The organism is Allotamlana fucoidanivorans, from assembly GCF_045788535.1.
Classification (GTDB): Bacteria; Bacteroidota; Bacteroidia; order Flavobacteriales; family Flavobacteriaceae; genus Allotamlana; species Allotamlana fucoidanivorans.
This window is the reverse complement of record NZ_CP074074.1, coordinates 2,897,283-2,920,037: the sequence shown is the minus strand read 5'-3', so window position 1 is coordinate 2,920,037 and position 22,755 is coordinate 2,897,283. Positions and strand designations below refer to the sequence as shown.

17 protein-coding genes are annotated in these 22,755 nt (G+C 34.6%); 12 read left to right on the top strand and 5 right to left on the bottom strand.

What is annotated here, in order from left to right:
• Positions 1 to 85 precede the first annotated feature (85 nt).
• Entirely contained in the window at positions 86 to 1,264 is a 1,179-nt protein-coding gene (locus KFZ70_RS12470) for an acetyl-CoA C-acyltransferase (RefSeq protein WP_139696185.1), read from the top strand.
• A 9-nt stretch (positions 1,265 to 1,273) separates the two neighbouring features.
• A complete protein-coding gene (locus KFZ70_RS12465; protein WP_139696188.1) occupies positions 1,274 to 2,023 on the top strand; it encodes a C40 family peptidase in 750 nt (249 codons plus the stop codon).
• Between the two features lie 50 nt (positions 2,024 to 2,073).
• On the opposite strand, the gene KFZ70_RS12460 is transcribed toward KFZ70_RS12465, so the two are convergent.
• On the bottom strand, positions 2,074 to 3,327 hold the full coding sequence (locus tag KFZ70_RS12460) for a tetratricopeptide repeat protein (RefSeq protein WP_139696191.1): 1,254 nt from the start codon (positions 3,325 to 3,327) through the stop codon (positions 2,074 to 2,076).
• 18 nt (positions 3,328 to 3,345) lie between these two features.
• On the bottom strand, positions 3,346 to 5,907 hold the full coding sequence (gene gyrA / locus KFZ70_RS12455) for a DNA gyrase subunit A (RefSeq protein WP_139696193.1): 2,562 nt from the start codon (positions 5,905 to 5,907) through the stop codon (positions 3,346 to 3,348).
• 260 nt (positions 5,908 to 6,167) lie between these two features.
• On the opposite strand from gyrA, the gene KFZ70_RS12450 reads away from it, so the two are divergent.
• From KFZ70_RS12450 to KFZ70_RS12435, 4 genes are all read left to right on the top strand, one after another.
• Positions 6,168 to 8,714 (top strand): ATP-dependent Clp protease ATP-binding subunit, encoded by a 2,547-nt coding sequence (locus KFZ70_RS12450; protein WP_139696195.1) that lies wholly within the window; start codon positions 6,168 to 6,170, stop codon positions 8,712 to 8,714.
• Positions 8,715 to 8,840: 126 nt separating this feature from the next.
• Entirely contained in the window at positions 8,841 to 9,407 is a 567-nt protein-coding gene (locus KFZ70_RS12445) for an RNA polymerase sigma factor (RefSeq protein WP_139696197.1), read from the top strand.
• 10 nt (positions 9,408 to 9,417) lie between these two features.
• A complete protein-coding gene (locus KFZ70_RS12440) occupies positions 9,418 to 9,978 on the top strand; it encodes a hypothetical protein (protein ID WP_139696200.1) in 561 nt (186 codons plus the stop codon).
• A complete protein-coding gene (locus KFZ70_RS12435; RefSeq protein WP_199240663.1) occupies positions 9,956 to 11,044 on the top strand; it encodes a hypothetical protein in 1,089 nt (362 codons plus the stop codon). The genes KFZ70_RS12440 and KFZ70_RS12435 overlap by 23 nt, the downstream gene beginning before the upstream one ends.
• A gap of 63 nt (positions 11,045 to 11,107) precedes the next feature.
• Here the strand turns inward: KFZ70_RS12435 and katG are convergent, their stop codons facing one another.
• On the bottom strand, positions 11,108 to 13,300 hold the full coding sequence (gene katG / locus KFZ70_RS12430; RefSeq protein ID WP_139696202.1) for a catalase/peroxidase HPI: 2,193 nt from the start codon (positions 13,298 to 13,300) through the stop codon (positions 11,108 to 11,110).
• A gap of 227 nt (positions 13,301 to 13,527) precedes the next feature.
• Between katG and tpx the strand changes: the two genes are divergently transcribed.
• The 6 genes from tpx to ribB all read left to right on the top strand — a co-directional run bounded on the left by tpx (position 13,528) and on the right by ribB (position 20,768).
• Positions 13,528 to 14,025 carry a thiol peroxidase gene (tpx, locus tag KFZ70_RS12425; protein ID WP_139696204.1) on the top strand — a complete coding sequence of 166 codons (498 nt, stop codon included), beginning with the start codon at positions 13,528 to 13,530 and terminating at the stop codon, positions 14,023 to 14,025.
• The gene (locus KFZ70_RS12420; protein WP_139696206.1) at positions 14,025 to 14,393 is read left to right on the top strand and encodes a diacylglycerol kinase family protein; all 369 of its coding nucleotides are present in this window, start codon (positions 14,025 to 14,027) and stop codon (positions 14,391 to 14,393) included. The genes tpx and KFZ70_RS12420 overlap by 1 nt, the downstream gene beginning before the upstream one ends.
• Before the next feature lie 109 nt (positions 14,394 to 14,502).
• On the top strand, positions 14,503 to 16,890 hold the full coding sequence (locus KFZ70_RS12415) for a DNA translocase FtsK (RefSeq protein ID WP_139696208.1): 2,388 nt from the start codon (positions 14,503 to 14,505) through the stop codon (positions 16,888 to 16,890).
• Between the two features lie 10 nt (positions 16,891 to 16,900).
• Positions 16,901 to 17,533: an outer membrane lipoprotein carrier protein LolA gene (locus tag KFZ70_RS12410; protein ID WP_139696210.1), complete on the top strand. Its 633-nt coding sequence runs from the start codon at positions 16,901 to 16,903 to the stop codon at positions 17,531 to 17,533.
• A gap of 62 nt (positions 17,534 to 17,595) precedes the next feature.
• A complete protein-coding gene (locus tag KFZ70_RS12405; RefSeq protein ID WP_407515549.1) occupies positions 17,596 to 19,536 on the top strand; it encodes an LptF/LptG family permease in 1,941 nt (646 codons plus the stop codon).
• 68 nt (positions 19,537 to 19,604) lie between these two features.
• The gene (ribB, locus tag KFZ70_RS12400) at positions 19,605 to 20,768 is read left to right on the top strand and encodes a 3,4-dihydroxy-2-butanone-4-phosphate synthase (RefSeq protein ID WP_394344299.1); all 1,164 of its coding nucleotides are present in this window, start codon (positions 19,605 to 19,607) and stop codon (positions 20,766 to 20,768) included.
• On the opposite strand, the gene KFZ70_RS12395 is transcribed toward ribB, so the two are convergent.
• Positions 20,769 to 21,962 carry a DegT/DnrJ/EryC1/StrS aminotransferase family protein gene (locus KFZ70_RS12395; RefSeq protein WP_139696214.1) on the bottom strand — a complete coding sequence of 398 codons (1,194 nt, stop codon included), beginning with the start codon at positions 21,960 to 21,962 and terminating at the stop codon, positions 20,769 to 20,771. It abuts the gene before it with no gap.
• 112 nt (positions 21,963 to 22,074) lie between these two features.
• Entirely contained in the window at positions 22,075 to 22,704 is a 630-nt protein-coding gene (locus KFZ70_RS12390) for an NAD(P)H-dependent oxidoreductase (RefSeq protein ID WP_139696216.1), read from the bottom strand.
• Positions 22,705 to 22,755: the final 51 nt, after the last annotated feature.

Genomic DNA, 22,755 nt, shown 5'->3' with positions numbered 1-22,755 from the left:
TGCCATTTTTTATAATAACTGAATCGGTCAAATTTTACCTAAAAAATCATTATTTTCGCAAGTACTAAACTAAAATGTTTAACTAATGAATAGAGATGTTGTAATTGTTTCAGCTACAAGAACTCCCATAGGCAGTTTTTTGGGCGCCTTATCAACTATTCCTGCTCCAAAATTAGGTGCTATAGCCATAAAAGGAGCACTTGAAAAGATTAATTTAAAACCAGATTTGGTTGAAGAGGTCTTAATGGGTAACGTTGTTCAGGCAGGCACAGGACAAGCTCCAGCACGACAAGCAGCAATTTATGCAGGAATTCCTGATACAGTACCTTGTACTACAGTTAATAAGGTGTGTGCCTCTGGCATGAAAGCTATTATGCAAGCTGCACAATCTATTGCATTAGGAGACCACAATATTGTTATTGCTGGTGGTATGGAAAATATGAGCCTTATCCCACATTATCTATATGCAAGAACTGGAACAAAATTTGGTTCAGCTATGCTTATTGATGGTATGCAAAAAGATGGTTTAGTAGATGCCTATGATCAAAATGCTATGGGGGTTTGTGCTGATGTATGTGCTGCAACGTATAATTTTTCTAGGGAAGAACAGGATGCATTTGCCATTCAATCATATAATAGAGCGGCTGATGCTTGGGCTAAAGGAAAATTTAACAATGAAGTTATACCCGTTGAAGTGCCACAAAGAAAAGGTGAACCTGTTATTGTAAATAAAGATGAAGAGTTTAGCAATGTTAAAATGGATAAAATTTCGCATTTACGCCCTGCATTTACAAAAGATGGAACCGTAACGGCCGCCAATGCCTCAACCATAAATGATGGTGCTGGTGCCATGGTTTTAATGAGTAGAGAAAAAGCGAATGAACTGGGTCTAAAAGCATTAGCAACCATTAAGAGCTACGCTGATGCCGCTCAAGAACCTAAGTGGTTTACTACAGCTCCTGCAAAAGCCCTACCAAAGGCTTTAGATAAAGCAAATATTAATATTAAAGATGTTGATTATTTTGAGTTTAATGAAGCTTTTTCTGTTGTGGGCTTAGCTAATATGAAATTACTAGGATTAAATGCTTCAAACGTTAATGTAAATGGTGGCGCCGTTTCTCTAGGACACCCATTAGGCTGTTCTGGTGTAAGAATTGTGATTACACTGTTAAATGTTTTAGAACAAAATAATGCTAAAATTGGTGCTGCAGCTATTTGTAATGGTGGTGGAGGCGCATCTGCAATTATAATTGAACGCAACTAAGTTAACTAAATGCAATACGGTATTTGTAATTTAAGTATTGTTCCACTTAGAAATGAACCTACTGATTCTAGTGAATTAGTTTCTCAAGTCCTTTATGGTGACCTTTTTAAGATTTTAGAACAACGAAAAAATTGGAGTAGAATAAGACTAGCTTTTGATGGCTACGAAGGTTGGGTAGACAACAAACAATATGTTGAAATCACAGAATCTCAGTATAACCAATTAACCCAAGAACCCTGCAAGTTAGCAACAGATTTGGTTGAGTTTATTGAGGACAAAAATCAGCAAATATTTCCTGTATCAATAGGTTGTTCTCTTAATGGTCTCACTATTTTGAACCATAGGTATGATGGGCATTTTATTGAGAAGAAAAATGACAAATCAGAGATTTTAAAATGGGCATTCATTTATCTCAATGCGCCTTATTTATGGGGAGGAAAAACGCCTTTTGGTATTGATTGTTCAGGCTTTACACAAATGGTATATAAGCTTAATGGCTATAAATTATTACGAGACGCTTCTCAGCAAGCTACACAAGGAGAGGCCTTGAGTTTTATTGAAGAGAGTGAACCTGGAGATTTAGCGTTTTTTGACAATAATGAAGGAGTCATTGTTCATGTTGGTATTATTATGCAAGATAATTATATCATTCATGCTCACGGTAAAGTACGCATTGACCGTTTGGATCATTCAGGTATTTATAACGTTGATACACGTACTCATACTCATAAGTTGAGAGTTATTAAAAAAATCATATAAAATAAAAAAACCGCTTAAAGCGGTTTTTTTATTTTTTCAATCAAAGTAATTTATTGGGCTGCTTCTATGGCATCTACTTTTTCTTTCATAGCCTTGTAATTATCAGTTTCTCCTAATATGCTATAAATATTCATTAACGTTTTAGCTGCATTTATATTATTAGCATCTATTTCTAACGCTTTTGATAAATATGGTACAGCTTCTTTATAAAGATTTTGGCGTTTTTCTCTAAGCTCATCATAACGCTTGTTATCCGCTTTTGAAGTTCCTAAACCATTCATTTCTTCAATTAGAGGCTGTTCTGCCGACAAAATTAACGCTGATAAATTAATATACGCATTGATATATTCAGGATCTAACTCTAATACTTTTTCATAGTGCTTTTTAGCTTCTTCTGGGTGATCAGATTCTGCAGCTATAACCCCCAAATTATATTGTAACTCAGGATTTGTTGGATCCATTTCAGTGGCTTCTTTAAGTAAGTTTTTAAACTCCTCAGTATTACCCATTTTATAGTGCACATTTGCTTCTGATAATAATAAATTAATATCATCAGGACTTTCAGCTCTAGCATCTTTCATAGCCTCTAAAGCCTTTTCATCATTTCCTTGACTTACATAAATCAAAGCAATATTCTTTACAATTTCAGGTTTTTTAGATTCACTTTTCTTTTCAAAAGGCTTGATATGAGTTTTGGTTTTAACAGAGATATCTCTCATATCTTTGTTTGGAAAAGCCTCCTCTTCATTGGTTTTTTTATCAATCGCCAAGTACTGTGTTTCTATACCAGTATACCCTAAGTCTTTTAACTCTTCATAAAGTTTCAAAGCACGATCGTACTCCTTCACATTCACCGCTGTTGCGGCTGCATAGTATAAAAATACGGTATCATTTTTAGATACTCTATACACTTTTTCAAAATGCTTGGAGGATTTTGAATAATCTTTCTTTTCATAAGCAGCATTTCCAGATTTAATCAAACCATTTGAGATCTCTTGTTTTAACTGAGACACCTCTTGATTATAGCCGTTCTCTATTTTTGACAAACTCTCAAGAGCTTTATCAATATTATTAAGCCCCGCTTTACCATTTGAATAAAACGCCTGAGCATTAAGATAATAAAATTTAGATTTAAGTTTATCATCCATTTGTGCAAGCAAAGGTTCCGCTTGACTTAATGCTGTTTTAGCTTCAGCAAAATTGTTAGCTTTAATAGCTTTCTCTGCGACCTTTAATTCTTTTTTCTGTGCAAAAGAAAATGTACTTATCGTTAAGGCTAAAGCTATAATAACTTGTTTTCTCATTTTTAAGTAATATTTAATTTAATTTTCAGTGATATTTTCGCCTAAATTATTATCAAGAGTTGTGCCATCCTCTAAATCTCCAGTGTTTTCAATACTTTCAACATCATCAACTTTATCTTCATCATGCATAACTTTAGCTACAGCAGCAATAGAATCTTTACCTTTTAAATTGATTAACTTAACACCTTGAGTAGCCCTTCCCATAACTCTTAAGTCTGCAATGACCATTCTAATAGCAATACCAGATTTATTAATAATCATCAAATCGTCATTATCTGTAACACTTTTTATGGCAACCAAATTTCCTGTTTTTTCAGTAATAGAAATGGTTTTAACACCTTTTCCTCCTCTATTGGTTATTCTGTACACCGGTTCTCCATCTTCTGGGTCATCAATATAAGTACGTTTACCATAACCATTTTCAGAAACCACTAAAACAGACTCTTCCTGAGGGTTTTCAATGGTAACCATACCAATAACCTCATCTGTATTATTAGCCAATGTAATGCCTCGTACTCCAGAAGCACCACGCCCCATTGGTCTTGTTTTAGCTTCTTCAAAACGAATGGCTTTTCCAGACTTTAAGGCTAGCATCACTTGACTATTACCTGTAGTTAATCTAGCTTCTAATAGCTCATCATTATCTTTAATAGTAATAGCATTAATACCATTTGTTCTAGGTCTTGAATACTGTTCCAGTGCAGTCTTTTTTACTTGACCATTTTTAGTAGCCATAATCACATAATGGCTATTTATATAAGCTTCATCTTTTAAATCTTGCGTACAGATAAAAGCTCTCACCTTATCATCTTGTTCAATATTTATAAGATTTTGTATAGCTCTTCCTTTTGACGTTTTCGAGCCTTCAGGGATTTCATAAACGCGCATCCAGAAACATTTTCCTTTTTGCGTAAAGAATAACATATATTGATGGTTGGTTCCAACAAATAGATGTTCAAGGAAATCTTCATTACGAGTAGTTGAAGCTTTCTGACCTACTCCTCCTCTATTTTGAGTTTTGTATTCTGAAAGTGATGTACGCTTAATGTATCCTGCATGAGAAATGGTAATCACCACTTTTTCATCAGGAATCATATCTTCAATACTTAAATCTCCTCCCGCATACTCAATAATAGAACGACGTTCATCTCCATATTTTTCTTTAACAACACTAAGCTCTTCTTTGATGATATCCATTCTTCTTTCCTTTTTGTCTAGGATATCTTTAAGATCTTCAATAGTTATCATCAACTCGTCATACTCAGCACGTAATTTATCTTGCTCAAGACCCGTAAGTTGACGCAGACGCATTTCAACAATAGCCTTAGCTTGTATTTCAGTAAGCTTGAAACGCTCTATTAACTTAGCTCTAGCCTCATCAGCATTTGCTGAAGCTCTAATTAAAGCGATAACTTCGTCAATATTATCAGAGGCTATAATTAAGCCTTCTAAAATATGAGCACGTTCTTCGGCTTTTCTTAACTCATATGTGGTACGTCTTACAACTACTTCATGTCTATGCTCAACAAAATAATGAATTAAGTCTTTTAAGTTCAATAACTGCGGGCGTCCATTTACCAAGGCAATGTTATTTACACTAAATGAAGACTGTAGAGCAGTGTACTTAAATAATTTATTCAAGACAATATTAGGGATAGCATCGCGCTTTAAAACATAAACAATGCGCATACCATTTCTATCAGACTCATCCCGAATAGTAGAAATACCTTCTAGCTTTTTATCATTTACCAAATCGGCAGTTTTCTTAATCATATCTGCCTTATTTACTAAATATGGAATCTCCGTTACGATGATACATTCTCTGCCATTAACTTCTTCAATATTGGCCTTCCCTCGCATAACCACTTTCCCTCTACCCGTTTGAAAAGCTTCTTTTACGCCATCATATCCATAAATAGTTCCTCCTGTAGGAAAATCAGGAGCCTTTACATATTTAATCAGCTCGTCAACTTCAATATCATTATTCTCAATATACGCAATGGTACCATCAACCACCTCCGCTAAATTATGAGGTGGCATATTTGTGGCCATACCTACAGCAATACCCGATGCTCCATTCACCAACAAACCCGGAATTCTAGTTGGCAATACAGTAGGTTCTTGCAGGGTATCATCAAAATTAAGTTTGTGATCTACCGTTTCTTTTTCAATATCGGCCAACATGTCTTCCGAAATCTTTCGCATTCTGGCCTCTGTATAACGCATTGCTGCGGGACTATCACCATCAATAGATCCAAAGTTCCCTTGGCCATCAACCAACATGTAACGCAAACTCCAATCTTGAGCCATGCGTACCATTGCATCATAAACCGAGGTATCTCCATGTGGGTGATACTTACCTAAAACTTCTCCAACTATTCTTGCGGATTTTTTATATGCCGAATTTGCTCTAACACCTAACTCATGCATACCATAAAGTACACGTCTATGCACTGGTTTCAAACCATCTCTTACATCAGGTAAAGCACGTGACACAATGACCGACATTGAATAATCAATGTAAGCCGATTTCATCTCATCTTCAATATTAATAGGGATCAATTTTTCTCCTTCTGCCATAAATATTCTTCTTTAATTTTATGCATTTTTCAAAACATGCTAATATAGGTATTTCATTAGTCCTAGCTAGGAAAACTGCACTAAAATTTCATGTTATTTATTAACAATTTTTACGACTGTTTTGGTTGATAAGTAAACACTGTAAAATTTTGAATTTGTGAAGTTTTTTTTGTCAATTAGCATTTTACATATAAATTAAAGGTACAGTTTTTGCCCATAGTTAAATGTTTTATTATTTTTAATGCAGAAAGGATATAAAAATGGATGATAATTTTTCCCCAAGAGTAAAAGATGTAATTGCCTATAGCAAGGAAGAGGCATTGCGTTTGGGTCATGATTTTATTGGCACTGAACACTTAATGCTTGGCTTGTTGCGCGATGGAAACGGGAAGGCTATAAACATACTAAATGCTTTAGATATCGACTTAAATCATTTAAGACGTAAAGTTGAAATACTAAGTCCGGCCAACCCAAATATACAAATTGCTTCTAATCAGAAGAAGAACTTACATTTGACCAGACAAGCAGAACGCGCTTTAAAAACAACATTTCTTGAAGCTAAGCTGTTTCAAAGTACATCTATTAATACCGCGCACTTGTTATTGTGTATTCTACGGAATGAAAATGACCCCACTACCAAGCTGTTAAATAAGCTTAAAGTTGATTACGATAATGTTAAAGAACAATTCAAACTTATGATAACTAATGACAATGAATATATAGAGCCTAAAGCTGAGTTTCAGGATGATGATACCTCAGCACAAGAGGACAGCTCAAAAGAAAATATTTTCAACTCACCTTCTGGTAAATCAAATAAAAAATCGAAAACACCTGTTCTCGATAATTTTGGACGTGATTTAACCGCTTTAGCCGAAGAAGGTAAGTTAGACCCTGTTGTGGGCAGAGAAAAGGAAATAGAACGCGTTTCTCAAGTACTTAGCCGAAGGAAAAAAAACAATCCACTTTTAATTGGAGAACCAGGTGTTGGAAAATCGGCAATAGCTGAAGGGTTAGCACTTAGAATTGTAAAACGCAAAGTATCTAGAATTCTTTTCAATAAACGCGTGGTTACTCTTGATTTAGCAAGCCTTGTTGCTGGAACTAAATATAGAGGCCAATTTGAAGAACGCATGAAAGCCGTTATGAATGAGCTTGAAAAGAACGACGATGTTATTCTTTTTATTGACGAAATCCATACCATTGTGGGTGCAGGAGGTGCCACCGGAAGTTTAGATGCTTCAAATATGTTTAAACCTGCCTTGGCAAGAGGTGAAATTCAATGTATTGGCGCTACAACCCTTGATGAATACAGACAGTACATTGAAAAAGATGGTGCTCTTGAACGCCGTTTCCAAAAGGTTATTGTAGAGCCTACTTCGGTTGAAGAAACTATTGAAATCTTGAATAACATAAAAGGAAAATACGAAGAACATCATAATGTTGATTATACCCCTGAAGCTATTGAAGCTTGTGTTAAATTAACCAACAGATATATGACAGAGCGTTTCCTGCCGGACAAAGCTATTGATGCTTTGGATGAAGCTGGTTCACGCGTTCATATAACAAATATTGATGTTCCTAAGCAAATTATTGAACTTGAAAAGCAGCTTGAAGCCATAAAAGAGACTAAAAATGCCGTGGTTAGAAAGCAAAAATATGAAGAAGCTGCCAAGTTAAGAGATGATGAAAAACGTTTAGAAAAAGAACTAGCTATCGCCCAAGAAAAATGGGAAGAAGATACTAAGCAGCATCGTGAAATTGTAACGGAAGATAATGTAGCCGATGTTATTTCAATGATGACAGGTGTACCTGTTAATAGAATTGCACAAACAGAAATTAATAAACTAGCGCAGTTGCCTGAATTAATAAAAGGCAAAGTGATTGGGCAAGATGAAGCGGTTTCTAAAGTTGTAAAAGCCATTCAACGTAACCGAGCAGGTCTAAAAGATCCTAATAAGCCTATTGGTTCATTTATTTTCCTAGGCCAAACAGGCGTTGGTAAAACGCAACTTGCCAAAGTACTTTCAAGAGAACTATTTGATAGTGAAGATTCTCTAATTAGAATTGACATGAGTGAATACATGGAGAAATTTGCCATTTCTAGATTGGTAGGAGCACCTCCAGGATATGTTGGCTATGAAGAAGGCGGACAACTTACTGAAAAAGTGAGACGTAAACCATACGCTGTAATTTTACTTGATGAAATTGAAAAAGCACACCCCGACGTGTTTAACATGCTACTTCAAGTTCTTGATGACGGCTACCTTACAGATAGCCTGGGAAGAAAAATTGATTTTAGAAATTCAATCATTATTATGACATCCAATATTGGAGCCAGAAAATTAAAAGATTTTGGCACAGGAATTGGCTTTGGAACAGCATCACAAAAAGCCCAAGAGGATGCCAATGCCAGAAGTGTGATTGAAAATGCACTTAAGAAATCTTTCGCACCAGAATTTTTAAATAGAATAGATGACGTTGTTGTATTTAATCCGCTTGAAAAAGAAGACATCAATAAAATTATTGATATTGAATTAGTTAAACTCCTTGCACGTATTAAGAACTTAGGATACAATTTAACCTTAACCAAAGAAGCCAAAGATTATATTGCAGAAAAAGGTTTTGATAAACAATATGGAGCCAGACCGCTTAAGCGTGCTATTCAAAAGTATATTGAAGATGCCCTTGCAGAAGAAATTGTATCTGCTCACCTTGAAGAAGGTGATAACATAAAAATAGATCTTGATAAAAGTTCAAATGAATTAAAAATTTCAATTGATAAAGCTGAAAAACCTACAGAATCATAAGTTTAATTCAAAATTATTTTAACTAAAAAATCCTACATTCAAAACGAACGTAGGATTTTTTTTTTTGAAACAAACTGTAACAATCAAAAAGCCAACCCATCTATATTATAACAAACTGAGTTTTTTTTGACGCTAACCAACCTAAATATTGAACAACTCATAACGCTTTGTAAAACAAACAACCAAACGGCACAAATGGAAGTTTACAATCGGTATTACAAAGCCATGTATAACACAACGCTAAGAATTGTTAAAGACCATTTTGAAGCAGAAGACATCATGCAGGAGGCTTTCTTAATTGCTTTTACAAAATTAGACAGTTTGAATGACGCCTCTATTTTTGGCTCTTGGCTTAAAAGGATTGTGGTTAATAAAAGTATTGAATATTATAACAAAAAAGTAAAAAACGGAGATATTTCAATACATGATATGCTTTATAAAATTGAAGACCAATCCGATAGTTTTAACGTTGATGAGCCATCTTCTAACAACAATAAAGTGAATCAAATTTTGAATTTAATAAAAACACTAAAAGATAATTATAGAATCAGTCTTACTCTTAATCTCATTGAAGGGTATGACTATGAAGAGATTAGTGAAATCATGAACATTTCATATGCCAATAGCAGAACAATGATTTCCAGAGCCAAAGAAAGCCTAAGAATGAAATTAGAAAAAGTAATAACCTATTAAACAGCTTACTATGGATAATAAATTTGAAAACTTATTTAAAGATTTAGAAGGTTATTTTGATATAGAAACACCTCATTCTGATCATGAAAATCGTTTTCTAAATAAACTCGCAAAACAAAACAATCAAAAATTAATGGTTGCGAAGCCAAAAGTTAATTTTTGGAAACCTTTGGTAGCTGTTGCGGCATCCATTATATTATTAATTTCGGTCTTCATCACCTTGGCTCCCGAAAAAACATCTATTGATCTGGCTAGTGTATCTCCAAAAATGGCACAAACACAAGATTTTTTTACAGCCACCATAAATATTGAGTTAAAAAGACTTCAAGAAGAATCAGCCCCAGAAGCACAGTTATTAATAAAAGATGCACTTACCAAAATTAAACACTTAGAACATGATTATGAAAATCTCAAAGCAGATTTAAAAGAAAGTGGTGAAGATCATCGTGTTATTTACGCCATGATTTCAAACTTTCAAAATAGAATTGACATTTTACAACACACTCTAGAGCAAATTAATTTAGTTAAACAATTAAAACAATCATCAAATGAAACGAGCAGCACTATTTAGTATATTGGTAGCACTCATCATGCATCCGCAGACAACTTCTGCATCAGTCAATACCAACTTTAAACACACCAAGACAAAAACCATAAAAAGAGAGTTTTCGGTCAGTAAAAATGCTTTGCTAAAAGTAAATAATAGTTACGGAAATCTGGATGTGATTACGTGGAATCAAAATCGTATAGAGTTTGTTATAACCATTAAAACTTCTGGGAACAATGAAGAACAAACAGTTGAAAAATTAAATGATATTCACGTAGAATTCTCAGCTACAGATGAGCTAGTTTCTGCAGAAACATTTTTTGGCAAAAAAAAATCAAGCTCCTGGTGGAACTGGAGTAATAACAGCAAAGTAAAAATGGAGATTCACTACCTTATTAAAGTTCCAACTACTAATTCTGTTAATCTAAATAATGATTACGGGAATATTAACTTGGGTAAACTAGAGGGAACAGCACAATTAAGTTGTGATTATGGTAAAATAGTAACAGAAGAATTAATGGCTAGCAATAATAGTTTGAGTTTTGATTACTCAAAGGGATGCTACTTTGAGTATATTAAAGGAGGAAAAATAAGTGCAGATTACAGCGATTTTACCATAGCCAAAACTAACGAAATAAGCATAAATGCTGACTATACGAATTCTAAAATTGAAATTGCAGAAAATATAAATTACAATTGCGACTATGGCAACATAAAAATAGACAAAGCAAATAATGTAAATGGCAATGGTGATTATTTAACCTTGGTGATAGGCGAAGTTTATAAAAACATATCTTTAAAAGCAGACTATGGCTCCATTAAGATTAAAAGAATGAATGAAAACGCACAAAATATTACTATTAAATCTGATTATGTTGGTATAAAAATTGGCATGGCACCCACCTATCATTTTAATTTTGATTTAAAATTAGACTACGGGGCTTTACAAAGCGATTTAGATTTACATTTTACAAAAAAGGATGTAGATGGTTCAGATAAGCATTATATGGGGTACTTTGGAAACCAATCTACCTCAAATCATATTAACATCACATCAGATTACGGCAGTGTATCGTTTTACAAAAATTAATCATTAAAAAAGGGAATCATTTTAATTATTGATTCCCTACTTTTTTTCAGATTATAAATATCTTTATCTTAAATCAAATCTATCAAGATTCATAACCTTAACCCAAGCAGCAACAAAATCATTTACAAACTTTGGCTCACCATCATCTGCGCCATATACCTCAGCTACAGCACGCAACTCAGTATTGGAAGCAAAAATTAAATCTGCCCGTGTACCTTTAAACGTTACAACACCTGTTTTCCTATCGGTTCCTTCAAAAATAGTATCATCATCATTTACAGCCTTCCAAGTATAGGTAAAGTCAAGAATATTCTTAAAGAAATCATTAGTTAAATACTCTACATTTTCTGTAAAAACACCAAGGTTAGAACCATCATAATTAGCTCCTAAAACACGTAAACCACCCACCAAAACAGTCATTTCTGGTACACTAAGTGTTAATAAATTTGCTCTATCAACCAGTAAATCTTCTGCTACCACGTTTACTTTTGTACTTAAATAATTTCTAAAGCCATCACCTAGCGGTTCCAAATAAGAAAAAGATTCGATATCTGTCTGCTCTTGAGACGCATCACCTCTACCTCCTGTAAACGGCACTTCAACCGTATAGCCTGCCCGTTTTGCTCCCAGCTCAACACCTACAGAACCTCCTAAAACTATTAAATCTGCTATTGAAATGGCTCCATTGAATCCCTTTTGAATACCTTCATAAACACTAAGAACCTTTGCTAACTCGTTCGGGTTGTTCACTTCCCAATCCTTTTGAGGGCCCAATCTTATTCGTCCTCCGTTTGCGCCTCCGCGCATGTCAGATCCTCTATATGTTGAAGCTGAAGCCCATGCTGTTTTTACAAGTTCAGAAACCGTTAGCCCCGAAGCTACAATCTGGTTTTTTAAGGCAGAAACATCGGCCTTACTTAACTCATAATCTACTTTAGGAACAGGATCTTGCCATAATAATTCTTCATGAGGAACTTCAGGCCCTAAATACCTAGAAACGGGCCCCATATCTCGATGTGTTAATTTAAACCATGCTCTAGCAAAGGCATCTTCAAGTTCTTGTGGGTTTTCATGAAACCGCTTTGAAATTTCTAAAAACCCAGGATCTAATTTTAAAGCCATATCAGCATCCGTCATCATCAACGCTTGTTTTTTTGATGAATCGCCCGCTGTTGGTGCCATTCTGGCCTGCGATTCCTTTGTTGGCGTCCATTGACTAGCACCAGCAGGACTAGTAGTTAACTCCCAATCATAATTAAGTAACACATCAAAATAATCATGATCCCATTGTATAGGATTCGGTGTCCAAGCGCCTTCTAACCCACTGGTTATAGCATCGTCAAGCACTCCCGATTTGAATGTATTTTTCCACCCCATACTCATTTGCTCTATAGGAGCTCCTGCAGGTTCAGCACCTACATATTGATCTGGATTAGCCGCACCATGGGCTTTTCCAAAAGTGTGCCCTCCTGCTGTTAACGCTACAGTCTCTTCATCATTCATTGCCATTCTACCAAAAGTTTCACGCATTAATTTTGCCGAACCCAAAGGATCTGATTTTCCATTGGGTCCCTCAGGGTTAACATAAATTAATCCCATGTGCGCAGCTCCTAAATGCCCTTCTAGCTCATTATTTTCAAAACGTTCTGCATTTCCTAACCACTCGGTTTCAGACCCCCAGTATACATCTTGTTCTGGTTCCCAAACATCAACTCTCCCACCTGCAAAACCAAATGTTTTAAACCCCATAGACTCTAAAGCACAGTTTCCTGCCAATATCATTAAATCTGCCCATGATAATGCTTTACCGTATTTTTTCTTAATTGGCCACAAGAGTAATCGTGCTTTATCTAAATTACCATTATCTGGCCAACTATTTAGTGGTGCAAATCGCTGATTTCCTGTATTAGCACCTCCTCTGCCATCTCCAACACGATACGTTCCAGCACTATGCCAGGCCATTCTAATCATTAAAGGTCCATAATGCCCATAATCTGCAGGCCACCATTCTTGAGAATCTGTCATTAAATCAATCACTTCCTGCTTTAGTTTTACAAAATCAATACTTTCAAAAGCTTTAGCATAATCAAAATCTTCTCCTAACGGATTCGATCTACCATCATGTTGTCTCAATATGTTTAGCTTGAGTTCATTTGGCCACCAATCTCTATTTTTGGTTCCGCTACCAGCGGTTTCTTTTTGGGTTCCCCCAAAAAAAGGACATTTACTAATATCCCCATTGTTAATATTGTCCATTATATATGTGATTAAATTATAAATTAATTTCCCCTAAATTTAATCAATTATTTATCGATTTCGGATAAACTACATTTTTATATATTATCTATTCATTGATAAAATTTATTTTAAAACACATTATTCATAGAAAATAAAAATAGTTGTAGATTTTAAGAGATGTTATCCATTTTCATTATCAAATGTTATTTAATATTACTACTTTTAAAATCCAAAACAAAAACACTATGGCACATATTACTTTGGGCGGAAACCCGGTAACAACTTCAGGTGATTTACCAAGTATTGGTTCACAAATAAAAGACTTTGAACTAGTTGCAACAGATTTATCAAGTAAAACATTAAGTGATTTTAAAAACTATAAATTGATTTTAAACATCTTTCCTAGTGTAAACACTGGTGTTTGTTCGGCGTCTGTAAGAGCGTTTAATAAAGCAGCCTCAGAATTAGAAAATACTAAAGTGTTATGCATTTCAAGAGACCTACCTTTTTCTCAAGAACAATTTTGTGCTGCTGAGGGATTAGAAAATGTGGTTATGCTTTCTGATTATAAAACTGGGCAATTTGGAAAAGATTATGGCCTGATTATGCAAAATGGTATTTTTGATGCGTTGCTGTCAAGATGCATTATTATAACCAACGAAAATAACAAGGTCATTTACACAGAACAAGTTCCCGAAATTGGTCAGGAACCAAATTATGAGGCCGCATTGAATGCGCTGTAATGATCAAACAGGAATCTTTTTTCATTAACCGATTAAAAAGTGTTGGCTACGCTTTTAGAGGGGCTTTATTACTACTTAAAACGGAGGCTAGTATTCAAGTTCAATTTGTCATTGGATTCTGTGTTACCGTTGCAGGGTTTTATTTTAAAATCTCCGCTTTTGAGTGGTTAATACAATGTCTTGCCATTGGGTTAGTCATAAGCATGGAAGGCATAAATACAGCCATTGAAGAAATGGCAAATTTCATTCACCCAGAACATCACAAAAAAATTGGTTTAATAAAAGATATTGCGGCCGGCGCCGTATTTATTGCCTCTGTTTTTGCATGCATTGCTGGTTTAATTATTTACATTCCAAAGATTTTTTAAATACTATTCTTTTTAGGATAAACGTTAGTAATTTGTATTTTTGTCGCACTGTGAAAACCATTATTTTTAACCTTATAATTGTAAGACACATAGAATCAACAAACCCTTAATGGCTAAACGAAAACCTAAAACTAGAAAGGCACCTACTAAAAGATTAAAAATGCCTAGCCTAAAATTATCTAGCCAACAAAAATTGGTATTTGGTAGTTTTTTAGTCATTAGTGGCTTACTTCTTTTTATTGCATTTTTTTCTTTTTTATTTACAGGTGATGCCGATCAAAGTGCACTTTCAGAATTTGCTTCGCGTGAGATAAAAACAAAAAACTGGCTAAGTAAATCTGGTGCTTGGATTAGTCATTTTTTTATTCAACAAGGTTTTGGTATTGCCGCTTTTATTTTCTCGGGGTTAGTTTTTTTATCTGGCGTTTATGTTCTTATGGACTTAAAGGCATCAAAACTAAGAAAACATTGGTTTTGGGGCATTCTAATCGTTATTTGGTTATCTATTCTACTTGGTTTTTTTAATGAACAGAATGATATTTTAGGAGGTGTTATAGGATTTGAAATAAACACATTTCTACAAGATTATATTGGAAAAACAGGAACATCACTTCTGCTCCTCTTCGGATTAATAACCTACTTAGCTTTACGTTTTAAAATTACATTTGAAACCTTTATTAATATTTTCAAAAAAGCTAAGCGTAACATTAAAAGTGAATTATCTGACACCTCTGAAGATGTTTTTGTGCCGTTGGACAATAATTTATCTGATGAAGCGGAAGCCATTAAATCTGCTTTTGACATATCTTTGGAAGATGACTCGTCAGAACCGTTAAAAGAAGAGCCAAAAAGTAAACCTAATCAACCACTTGAGGTCAATATTACTAAACCAGAAGCTGAAGAAGAATCTGAAATAGAAATAAAAGTTGAGCAAGTAAAAGAAGAAGTTTCAGAAACCGATAATCTCGCCAATAAATTAGTTGAAGACTTCGGGCAATTTGATCCTACTTTAGAGCTTGCCAAATACCAATTCCCCACTCTCGATTTATTAAAAAAATATGATGCCGAAGGTATTAAAATAAATCAGGACGAACTTGAAGAAAACAAAAACAAAATTGTTGAAACTCTTAGTAACTATAAAATTGGTATTGCCAGTATAAAAGCTACAATAGGACCTACAGTAACCTTATATGAAATTGTACCTGATGCTGGTATTAGAATTTCAAAAATTAAAAACCTAGAAGACGATATAGCTTTATCACTTTCTGCGTTAGGCATCCGTATTATTGCCCCTATTCCTGGTAAAGGGACTATTGGTATTGAAGTGCCTAATAAAAATGCTACCATTGTATCTATGAGGTCTGTGATTGCATCAAAGAAATTTCAGAGCTCGGAAATGCAACTTCCTATTGCCTTGGGAAAAACCATTAGCAATGAAACATTTGTGGTAGACTTGGCAAAAATGCCACACTTACTTATGGCGGGAGCAACAGGTCAAGGTAAATCGGTTGGTTTAAATGCTGTTTTAACCTCACTACTCTATAAAAAACACCCAGCAGAAGTTAAGTTTGTTTTAGTTGATCCTAAAAAGGTAGAGCTAACACTCTTCAATAAAATTGAACGCCATTATTTGGCCAAGTTACCTGATAGCGAAGACGCCATTATAACTGATAATACCAAAGTTATCAATACATTGAACTCTTTATGTATTGAAATGGATAACCGCTACGAGTTACTAAAAAATGCCATGTGTAGAAACATTGCAGAGTACAACGCTAAATTTAAGGCCAGAAAATTGAACCCTAATGAAGGCCATCAATTTTTACCTTATATTGTTTTGGTTGTTGATGAGTTTGCTGATTTAATCATGACCGCAGGCAAAGAAGTAGAAACACCAATAGCCCGTTTAGCACAACTTGCCAGAGCCATTGGTATTCACTTAATTATTGCCACCCAACGGCCTTCGGTTAATGTAATTACAGGTATAATAAAAGCAAATTTCCCTGCTAGAATAGCTTTTAGAGTAACCTCTAAAATTGATTCTAGAACTATTCTTGACGGGGCTGGTGCCGATCAGCTTATTGGTCGTGGTGATATGCTCTACACACAGGGCAATGATCTTATTCGAATTCAATGCGCATTTGTTGATACCCCAGAGGTTGAAAAAATAACAGATTATATTGGCTCGCAAAAAGCGTACCCTGATGCTTATATGCTTCCTGAATATGTAGGTGAAGAAAGTGGCACAAGTCTTGATATTGATATCTCAGATAGAGATAAGCTATTCAAAGATGCTGCCATAGTTATTGTAACAGCACAACAAGGCTCAGCTTCTTTATTACAACGAAAATTAAAATTAGGCTATAACAGAGCGGGCAGATTGATAGATCAGCTAGAAGCTGCAGGTATAGTAGGTCCATTTGAAGGCAGTAAAGCCAGACAAGTACTAATCCCCGATTTAATCGCTCTTGATCAGCATTTAGAAAATGAAATATAATTTTATAAAAATGAATAAATTTTTCACCCTATTAATACTCACTTTTTCGCTTCAAGTGTTTGCACAAAATGATGCTAAGACTCTTTTAAATGAGGTTTCAAACAAGGTAAAAGGTTACGGCAATATTTCTCTTGAGTTTAAATATGTTCTAGAAAACACCGCTGAAAACATAAAACAAGAAACTAAAGGAGACGTTGTTATGGCAGGTAACAAATACCGTTTAAACATCCTTGGTATTACTCAGCTTTTTGATGGAGCCAAACTTTATAGTATAAGTACGGAAGATGAGGAAGTTACTGTGAGTTCAGACGATGATGAAAATGAAACAATTGCACCTAGTAAAATGCTTTCGTTTTATGAAGACGGCTATACGTATAAACTTGATATCACGCAAGATATTAAAGGTAGGAAGATTCAATATGTGAAGCTTACTCCAATTGATTCTAACTCTGAAATTAAAGAGCTTTTTTTAGGCATAGATGCGCAAACAAAACATATTTATAACTTAATTCAAGTAGGTATTAACGGCACAAAAACCACTTTAACTGTTAATTCTTTTGAAACAAATCAGCCTTTACCAAAAGGCTTGTTTACCTTTGACGCTAGCAAATACAAAGATTATTACATCAACAACTTAGATTAAGTAAACTAGTGAAGATACTAGATCGCTATATATTAACAACGTACCTAAAAACTTTTCTCAGCGTGTTTATCATACTTATGCTGATTTTTGTTTTACAAACGGTTTGGCTTTACATAAAAGAACTAGCTGGAAAAGATCTTGATTTAATTGTGATTTTTAAGTTTTTAGCGTATTTCATGCCTAAATTAATTCCTTTAGTTTTACCATTAACCATTTTACTGGCTTCCATCATGGTGTTTGGAAGTTTTGCTGAAAACTATGAGTTTGCAGCCATGAAATCTACAGGAATTTCGTTACAGCGCGCCATGTCTGGCTTAAGTATTTTTATTGTTATTCTCGGCATTGTAACCTTTTTCTTTTCAAACAATGTTATCCCTTGGGCAGAATTAAATTCTTATAATTTAAGACGAAATATTGCCAAAATAAAGCCTTCTATGGGGATTGCTGAAGGCCAGTTTAATGAAATTGAATCGACACCTTACAATATAAAGGTAGAAAAGAAAAGTGGAGACCGCGGTCAATTTTTAGAAGATGTTACCATTCATGTGAAAGGATCAAATGGTAGAACCAATTCTTCAGTAATAAAGTCAAAAACAGGAGAACTTGCTAGTGAAGAGGATTCAAATGTTTTAAAATTGATTTTATTAGACGGTTATTATTACAGCGATATGGCCGCCAAAAAACCTGCTGAAAAAAATAAAAAACCCTTTGTTAAGAGTTACTTTGAAAAGAAAATTATAAATATTGATTTATCTGAATTAAATAGTGTTGATTTTGATGAGCAATCACAAACGGACAAATACAATATGCTAGATGTGGTTGATTTGAATAAAACAATTGATTCTCTTGTGGTAAAAAGTAAAGACGATCACGAATCTTTTTCAAAAAACTTATTTCAAAGATCAGGTGTTTCTATATATCGTCCTAAAAAACAAGCAAAGGATTCGGTTTACCTAGGTCCTATTCTTGATGTTTTTAATACAAAGCAAAAATTACAGGTGGTTGATGCTGCTATAAAGGCATTTACAAGTTCTAAGCAAATATTAACTTCAAAAGAAGAAACAACAAAACTTTCTAAAGCCTGGTTAAATAGGCATATTATTTCTTTACATGAAAAATTTGCCTTAGGTTTTGCTTGTGTTATCTTATTCTTTGTTGGGGCACCATTAGGCGCCTTAATTAGGAAAGGTGGTATTGGTTTACCTATGGTTATTGCTATCGTGCTATTTCTAACCTATCACTTTATAGGTATTTTTGCAACCAATAGCGCTAAGGGCGATGGTATTAACCCTATTCTAGCAAGTTGGTTTTCTACCTTGGTTATGTTACCGCTTGGTATATTTTTAACCAAAAGAGCCACAGAGGATCGTGGTTTGTTTGAAACAGATGGTTTGTTAGAACCTCTAAAAAAACTATTTCGCATAAAAAAGAAAGCGCTGCTTGAAGATTATTCATCCTTCCCTAAATCAAGTGAAGAATATAGGCGTTTAAATAAAAATGAAAACAATACTTTAATTGATATTGTTAGAAATTATAACCAATATGAGTATTCTTTAAAATATAGAAATACGGCCTTAGCAGTCTTAGATTCCAGAGGAATTACCAAACAACAACTAAAATTTGCCGGACATTTTAAAAATCAAAAATATGAAGATTCTTTACGCTTAAAGAATACGTTTGAAGAAGATTCTAACTTGGCATTGGTTTTATATATTTTTATGACGCTTCTTATTTTAGTTGGAAGTATTTTAAAGAACAATAAGTTTCCTGTAACTGGCAATATTCTATTTATTTTAGGAATTCTCATCGGAATTATTTTCTTATTTGCTATTTCCAAATCTTTTTTAAGTTTTGCAAGCTATAACAAGCATATAGATAATGAATCCAAATATAGTGGCCTTATTTTTTTATTAGTTGGCCTGCCATTATATTTTATTGTATACGTCTATACTAAAAAGAAATTCAATCAAGATTTGAACATCAGAGAACACAACAAAGGTTAGCATTTGTATATCTTCGTTCTATTATAACAAAATTGTGCATTCATTAAAATTAGCAATATCTTTGCACTATGACACCACAAACAATGACAGCAGAAAAGCAATCGAAAGCATACCAACTAAACACTATTCATGAAGCCATTGACGATATAAGAAATGGTAAAGTAATTATAGTAGTTGATGATGAAAACAGGGAAAATGAAGGTGATTTTTTAGCCGCTGCAGACAAAGTTACACCACAAATGATAAATTTCATGGCAACCCATGGTCGTGGATTAATCTGTGCGCCATTAACTGAGAATAGATGTAAAGAACTTGAGTTAAACATGATGGTTAGCAACAATACAGACCCCATGGAGACTGCCTTTACTGTTTCTGTAGATTTACGTGGAAAAGGTGTAACAACAGGGATATCTGCAAGCGATAGAGCTAAAACCATAAAAGCATTGATTGACCATGGTACTAGGCCTTTTGAATTAGCACGTCCTGGGCATATCTTTCCTTTGGTTGCCAAAGAAGGTGGTGTGTTACGAAGAACGGGGCATACCGAAGCAGCCATTGATTTTGCCCGGTTGGCTGGTTTGAATCCCGCTGGAGTTATTGTTGAAATCATGAATGAAGATGGCAGTATGGCACGTCTTCCTCAATTATTTGAAGTGGCTGAAAAACTAGATTTAAAGATTGTTTCTATTGAAGATTTAGTGGCCTACAGAATGCAACACGATTCCTTAATTGAGAAAAAAGAAGATTTTCAAATAGAAACACGATTTGGAAGTTTTAGATTAAGAGCCTACAAACAAACTACTAACAATCAAGTACATATAGCATTAACAAAAGGACAGTGGAAAGATAATGAGGAGGTGCTTACTAGAATTAATTCTACCTTGTTTAATAATGATATTTTAGGCACATTAACTAATAATGCGGACAAGCAGCTTGATGACATGTTCAAGGTGATTAATGATGCTGGAAAAGGCGCTATTATCTTTATAAATCAAGAATCACAGTCTATGAATATTTTAAATAGATTAGCCTATTTAAAAGAGCATCAAGATTCAAATATTATTGCTAAAGCACCAAAAGTTAATATGGATAATAGAGATTTTGGTATTGGCGCACAAATTCTCCATGATTTAAATATTCATAAGTTAAAACTCATTTCAAACACCAAACAAACCAAACGTGTTGGTTTGATCGGGTATGGATTAGAAATTGTTGAATACGTTAATTACTAGTTACAAACAACTTTTTATAGTCTCAACCATTTTTTTAGCTCTAGCCTTTACTTCATCTTCTGACCACGATAGTTTTATAAGGCATGAAATGTTTCTTGCTATATAATAATCTGACTTATTGAAGGCTTTATCTGCTAAGTATTTTAGTCCCTCTTTAACTTCAGTAGAAATTGGGAATAACGATTTTAGGTCTTTTAAATGCTCCCATTTTCGGATATAATGCCAGTTGTTATTATAATAATGAAAACAACCATCTACCCCATTCGCTTTAAACCTCTCTGAAACTTTAGTAGCAATTTCTAAATTGGGCAAAAAGAAGTTTAAAAAAGCATAACTCTCTTCCCCACCTTGCGGCACCGTTCTAAAAGTAACTTCAGGAATTACGGACAAGGCTTCTCTTAATATGGTATAATGACGCTTCTGAATATTGATAAACTCAGGTAGCCGTTTTATTTGAGCCAGACCAACTGCAGCATGTAATTCTGAAATTCTAAAATTATAACCCAAAAAAGGATGCGATTCTGCGCCTCTATCATTCCCTACATGGTCGTGTCCATGATCACTGTAATGATCGGCATTCAAATAGTAAGATTTATTATTTGTTACCACGGCGCCTCCTTCCCCACTTGTAATGGTTTTTACAAAGTCAAATGAAAAACAACCTAAATCACCAATACTGCCTAAAGGTTTTCCTTGATATGTTCCGCCAATGGCTTGACAAGCATCTTCAACCAACAGCAAATTATGCGTATGGCATATATCTTGTAAAGCAGACATATTTGCCATACTACCACACATTTGTACCACCATAACGGCTTTGGTTTTAGGTGTAATTGCTTCTTCTACAGCTTTAGGATCTAAACCAAGCGTATCATCAATATCCACCAAAACAGGAATGGCGCCCAGCAACATGATAGCTTCAAAGCTTGCTACAAAGGTAAACGTGGGCATAATCACCTCGTCTCCTGCTCCTACTCCAGCCGAAGCTAAAGCTACCGAGACAGCTGCCGTACCACTTGATACCAATTGTACATATTTTGATTGCAAGGTGTTTTGTAGTTCGGCTTCTAGTGCTTTGGCCTTCCAATGTCCGTTGCGCATACCATCAAAACCATAGCGCATAAGTACGCCATTATCTAAAACATCGTTTACTTCTTGTCTTTCTAACTCTCCAAATAATTCAAATCCTGGCATATTTATTTTTTTTGCAGTTGTGAGCGCGTTAGGGATTGAGCGGTGTGTCTGAGCTCCTTGAAAAGAGCGAGTAGCGAAAGCCCGACCCTTGTGGTAACGCCCTTATGTTTATTTATAATTCTATGACGGCTTCTCGAATAGGTTTTCTCACTTTTTTAAATGATGAGAACGTGTCGTCATCGGCACGGTAGCCTACTGGCAACAAAAGCACCGATTTTAACCCTAGGCTATCAAGTTTTAAAATTTCATCATAGGCTTTGGGCACAAACCCTTCCATGGGGCAAGCATCAACACCTTCTATGGCACAAACGGTCATTAAATTACCTAAGGCAATGTAGGCTTGCTTTACAGACCACTGCTGACGCTCTTTTAAAGACTTACTTTTCATCATTTTAATAAGATCATCTCGGTAGGGTTTAAGAATATCTTCTGAGGTCTTTCTTATTTGTTTTATGTTATTATAATAACTAACAACATCTTCTTCTTTTATATCCTTTTGTATACAGATAACAAATAGATGTGAGGCGTCTAACACTTGTTTTTGGTTATAGGCATGTTCAACTAGCTGGGAGCGCAACACTTTATTTTGAACAACAACCAGCTTAAGCGTTTGTAACCCAAACGAAGTAGCTGTTAAATTAAATGCTTGCTTTAAAACCTCTAATTTTGATGTGGAAAGCTTTTTATTAGCGTTAAATTTTTTTGTTGCATAACGCCATTTTAATTGCTCAATAGTGTTCATTATAGTATTTTCTATTTCTGCAAAAATAAGGTTTGAATTTTTGATTCTTGC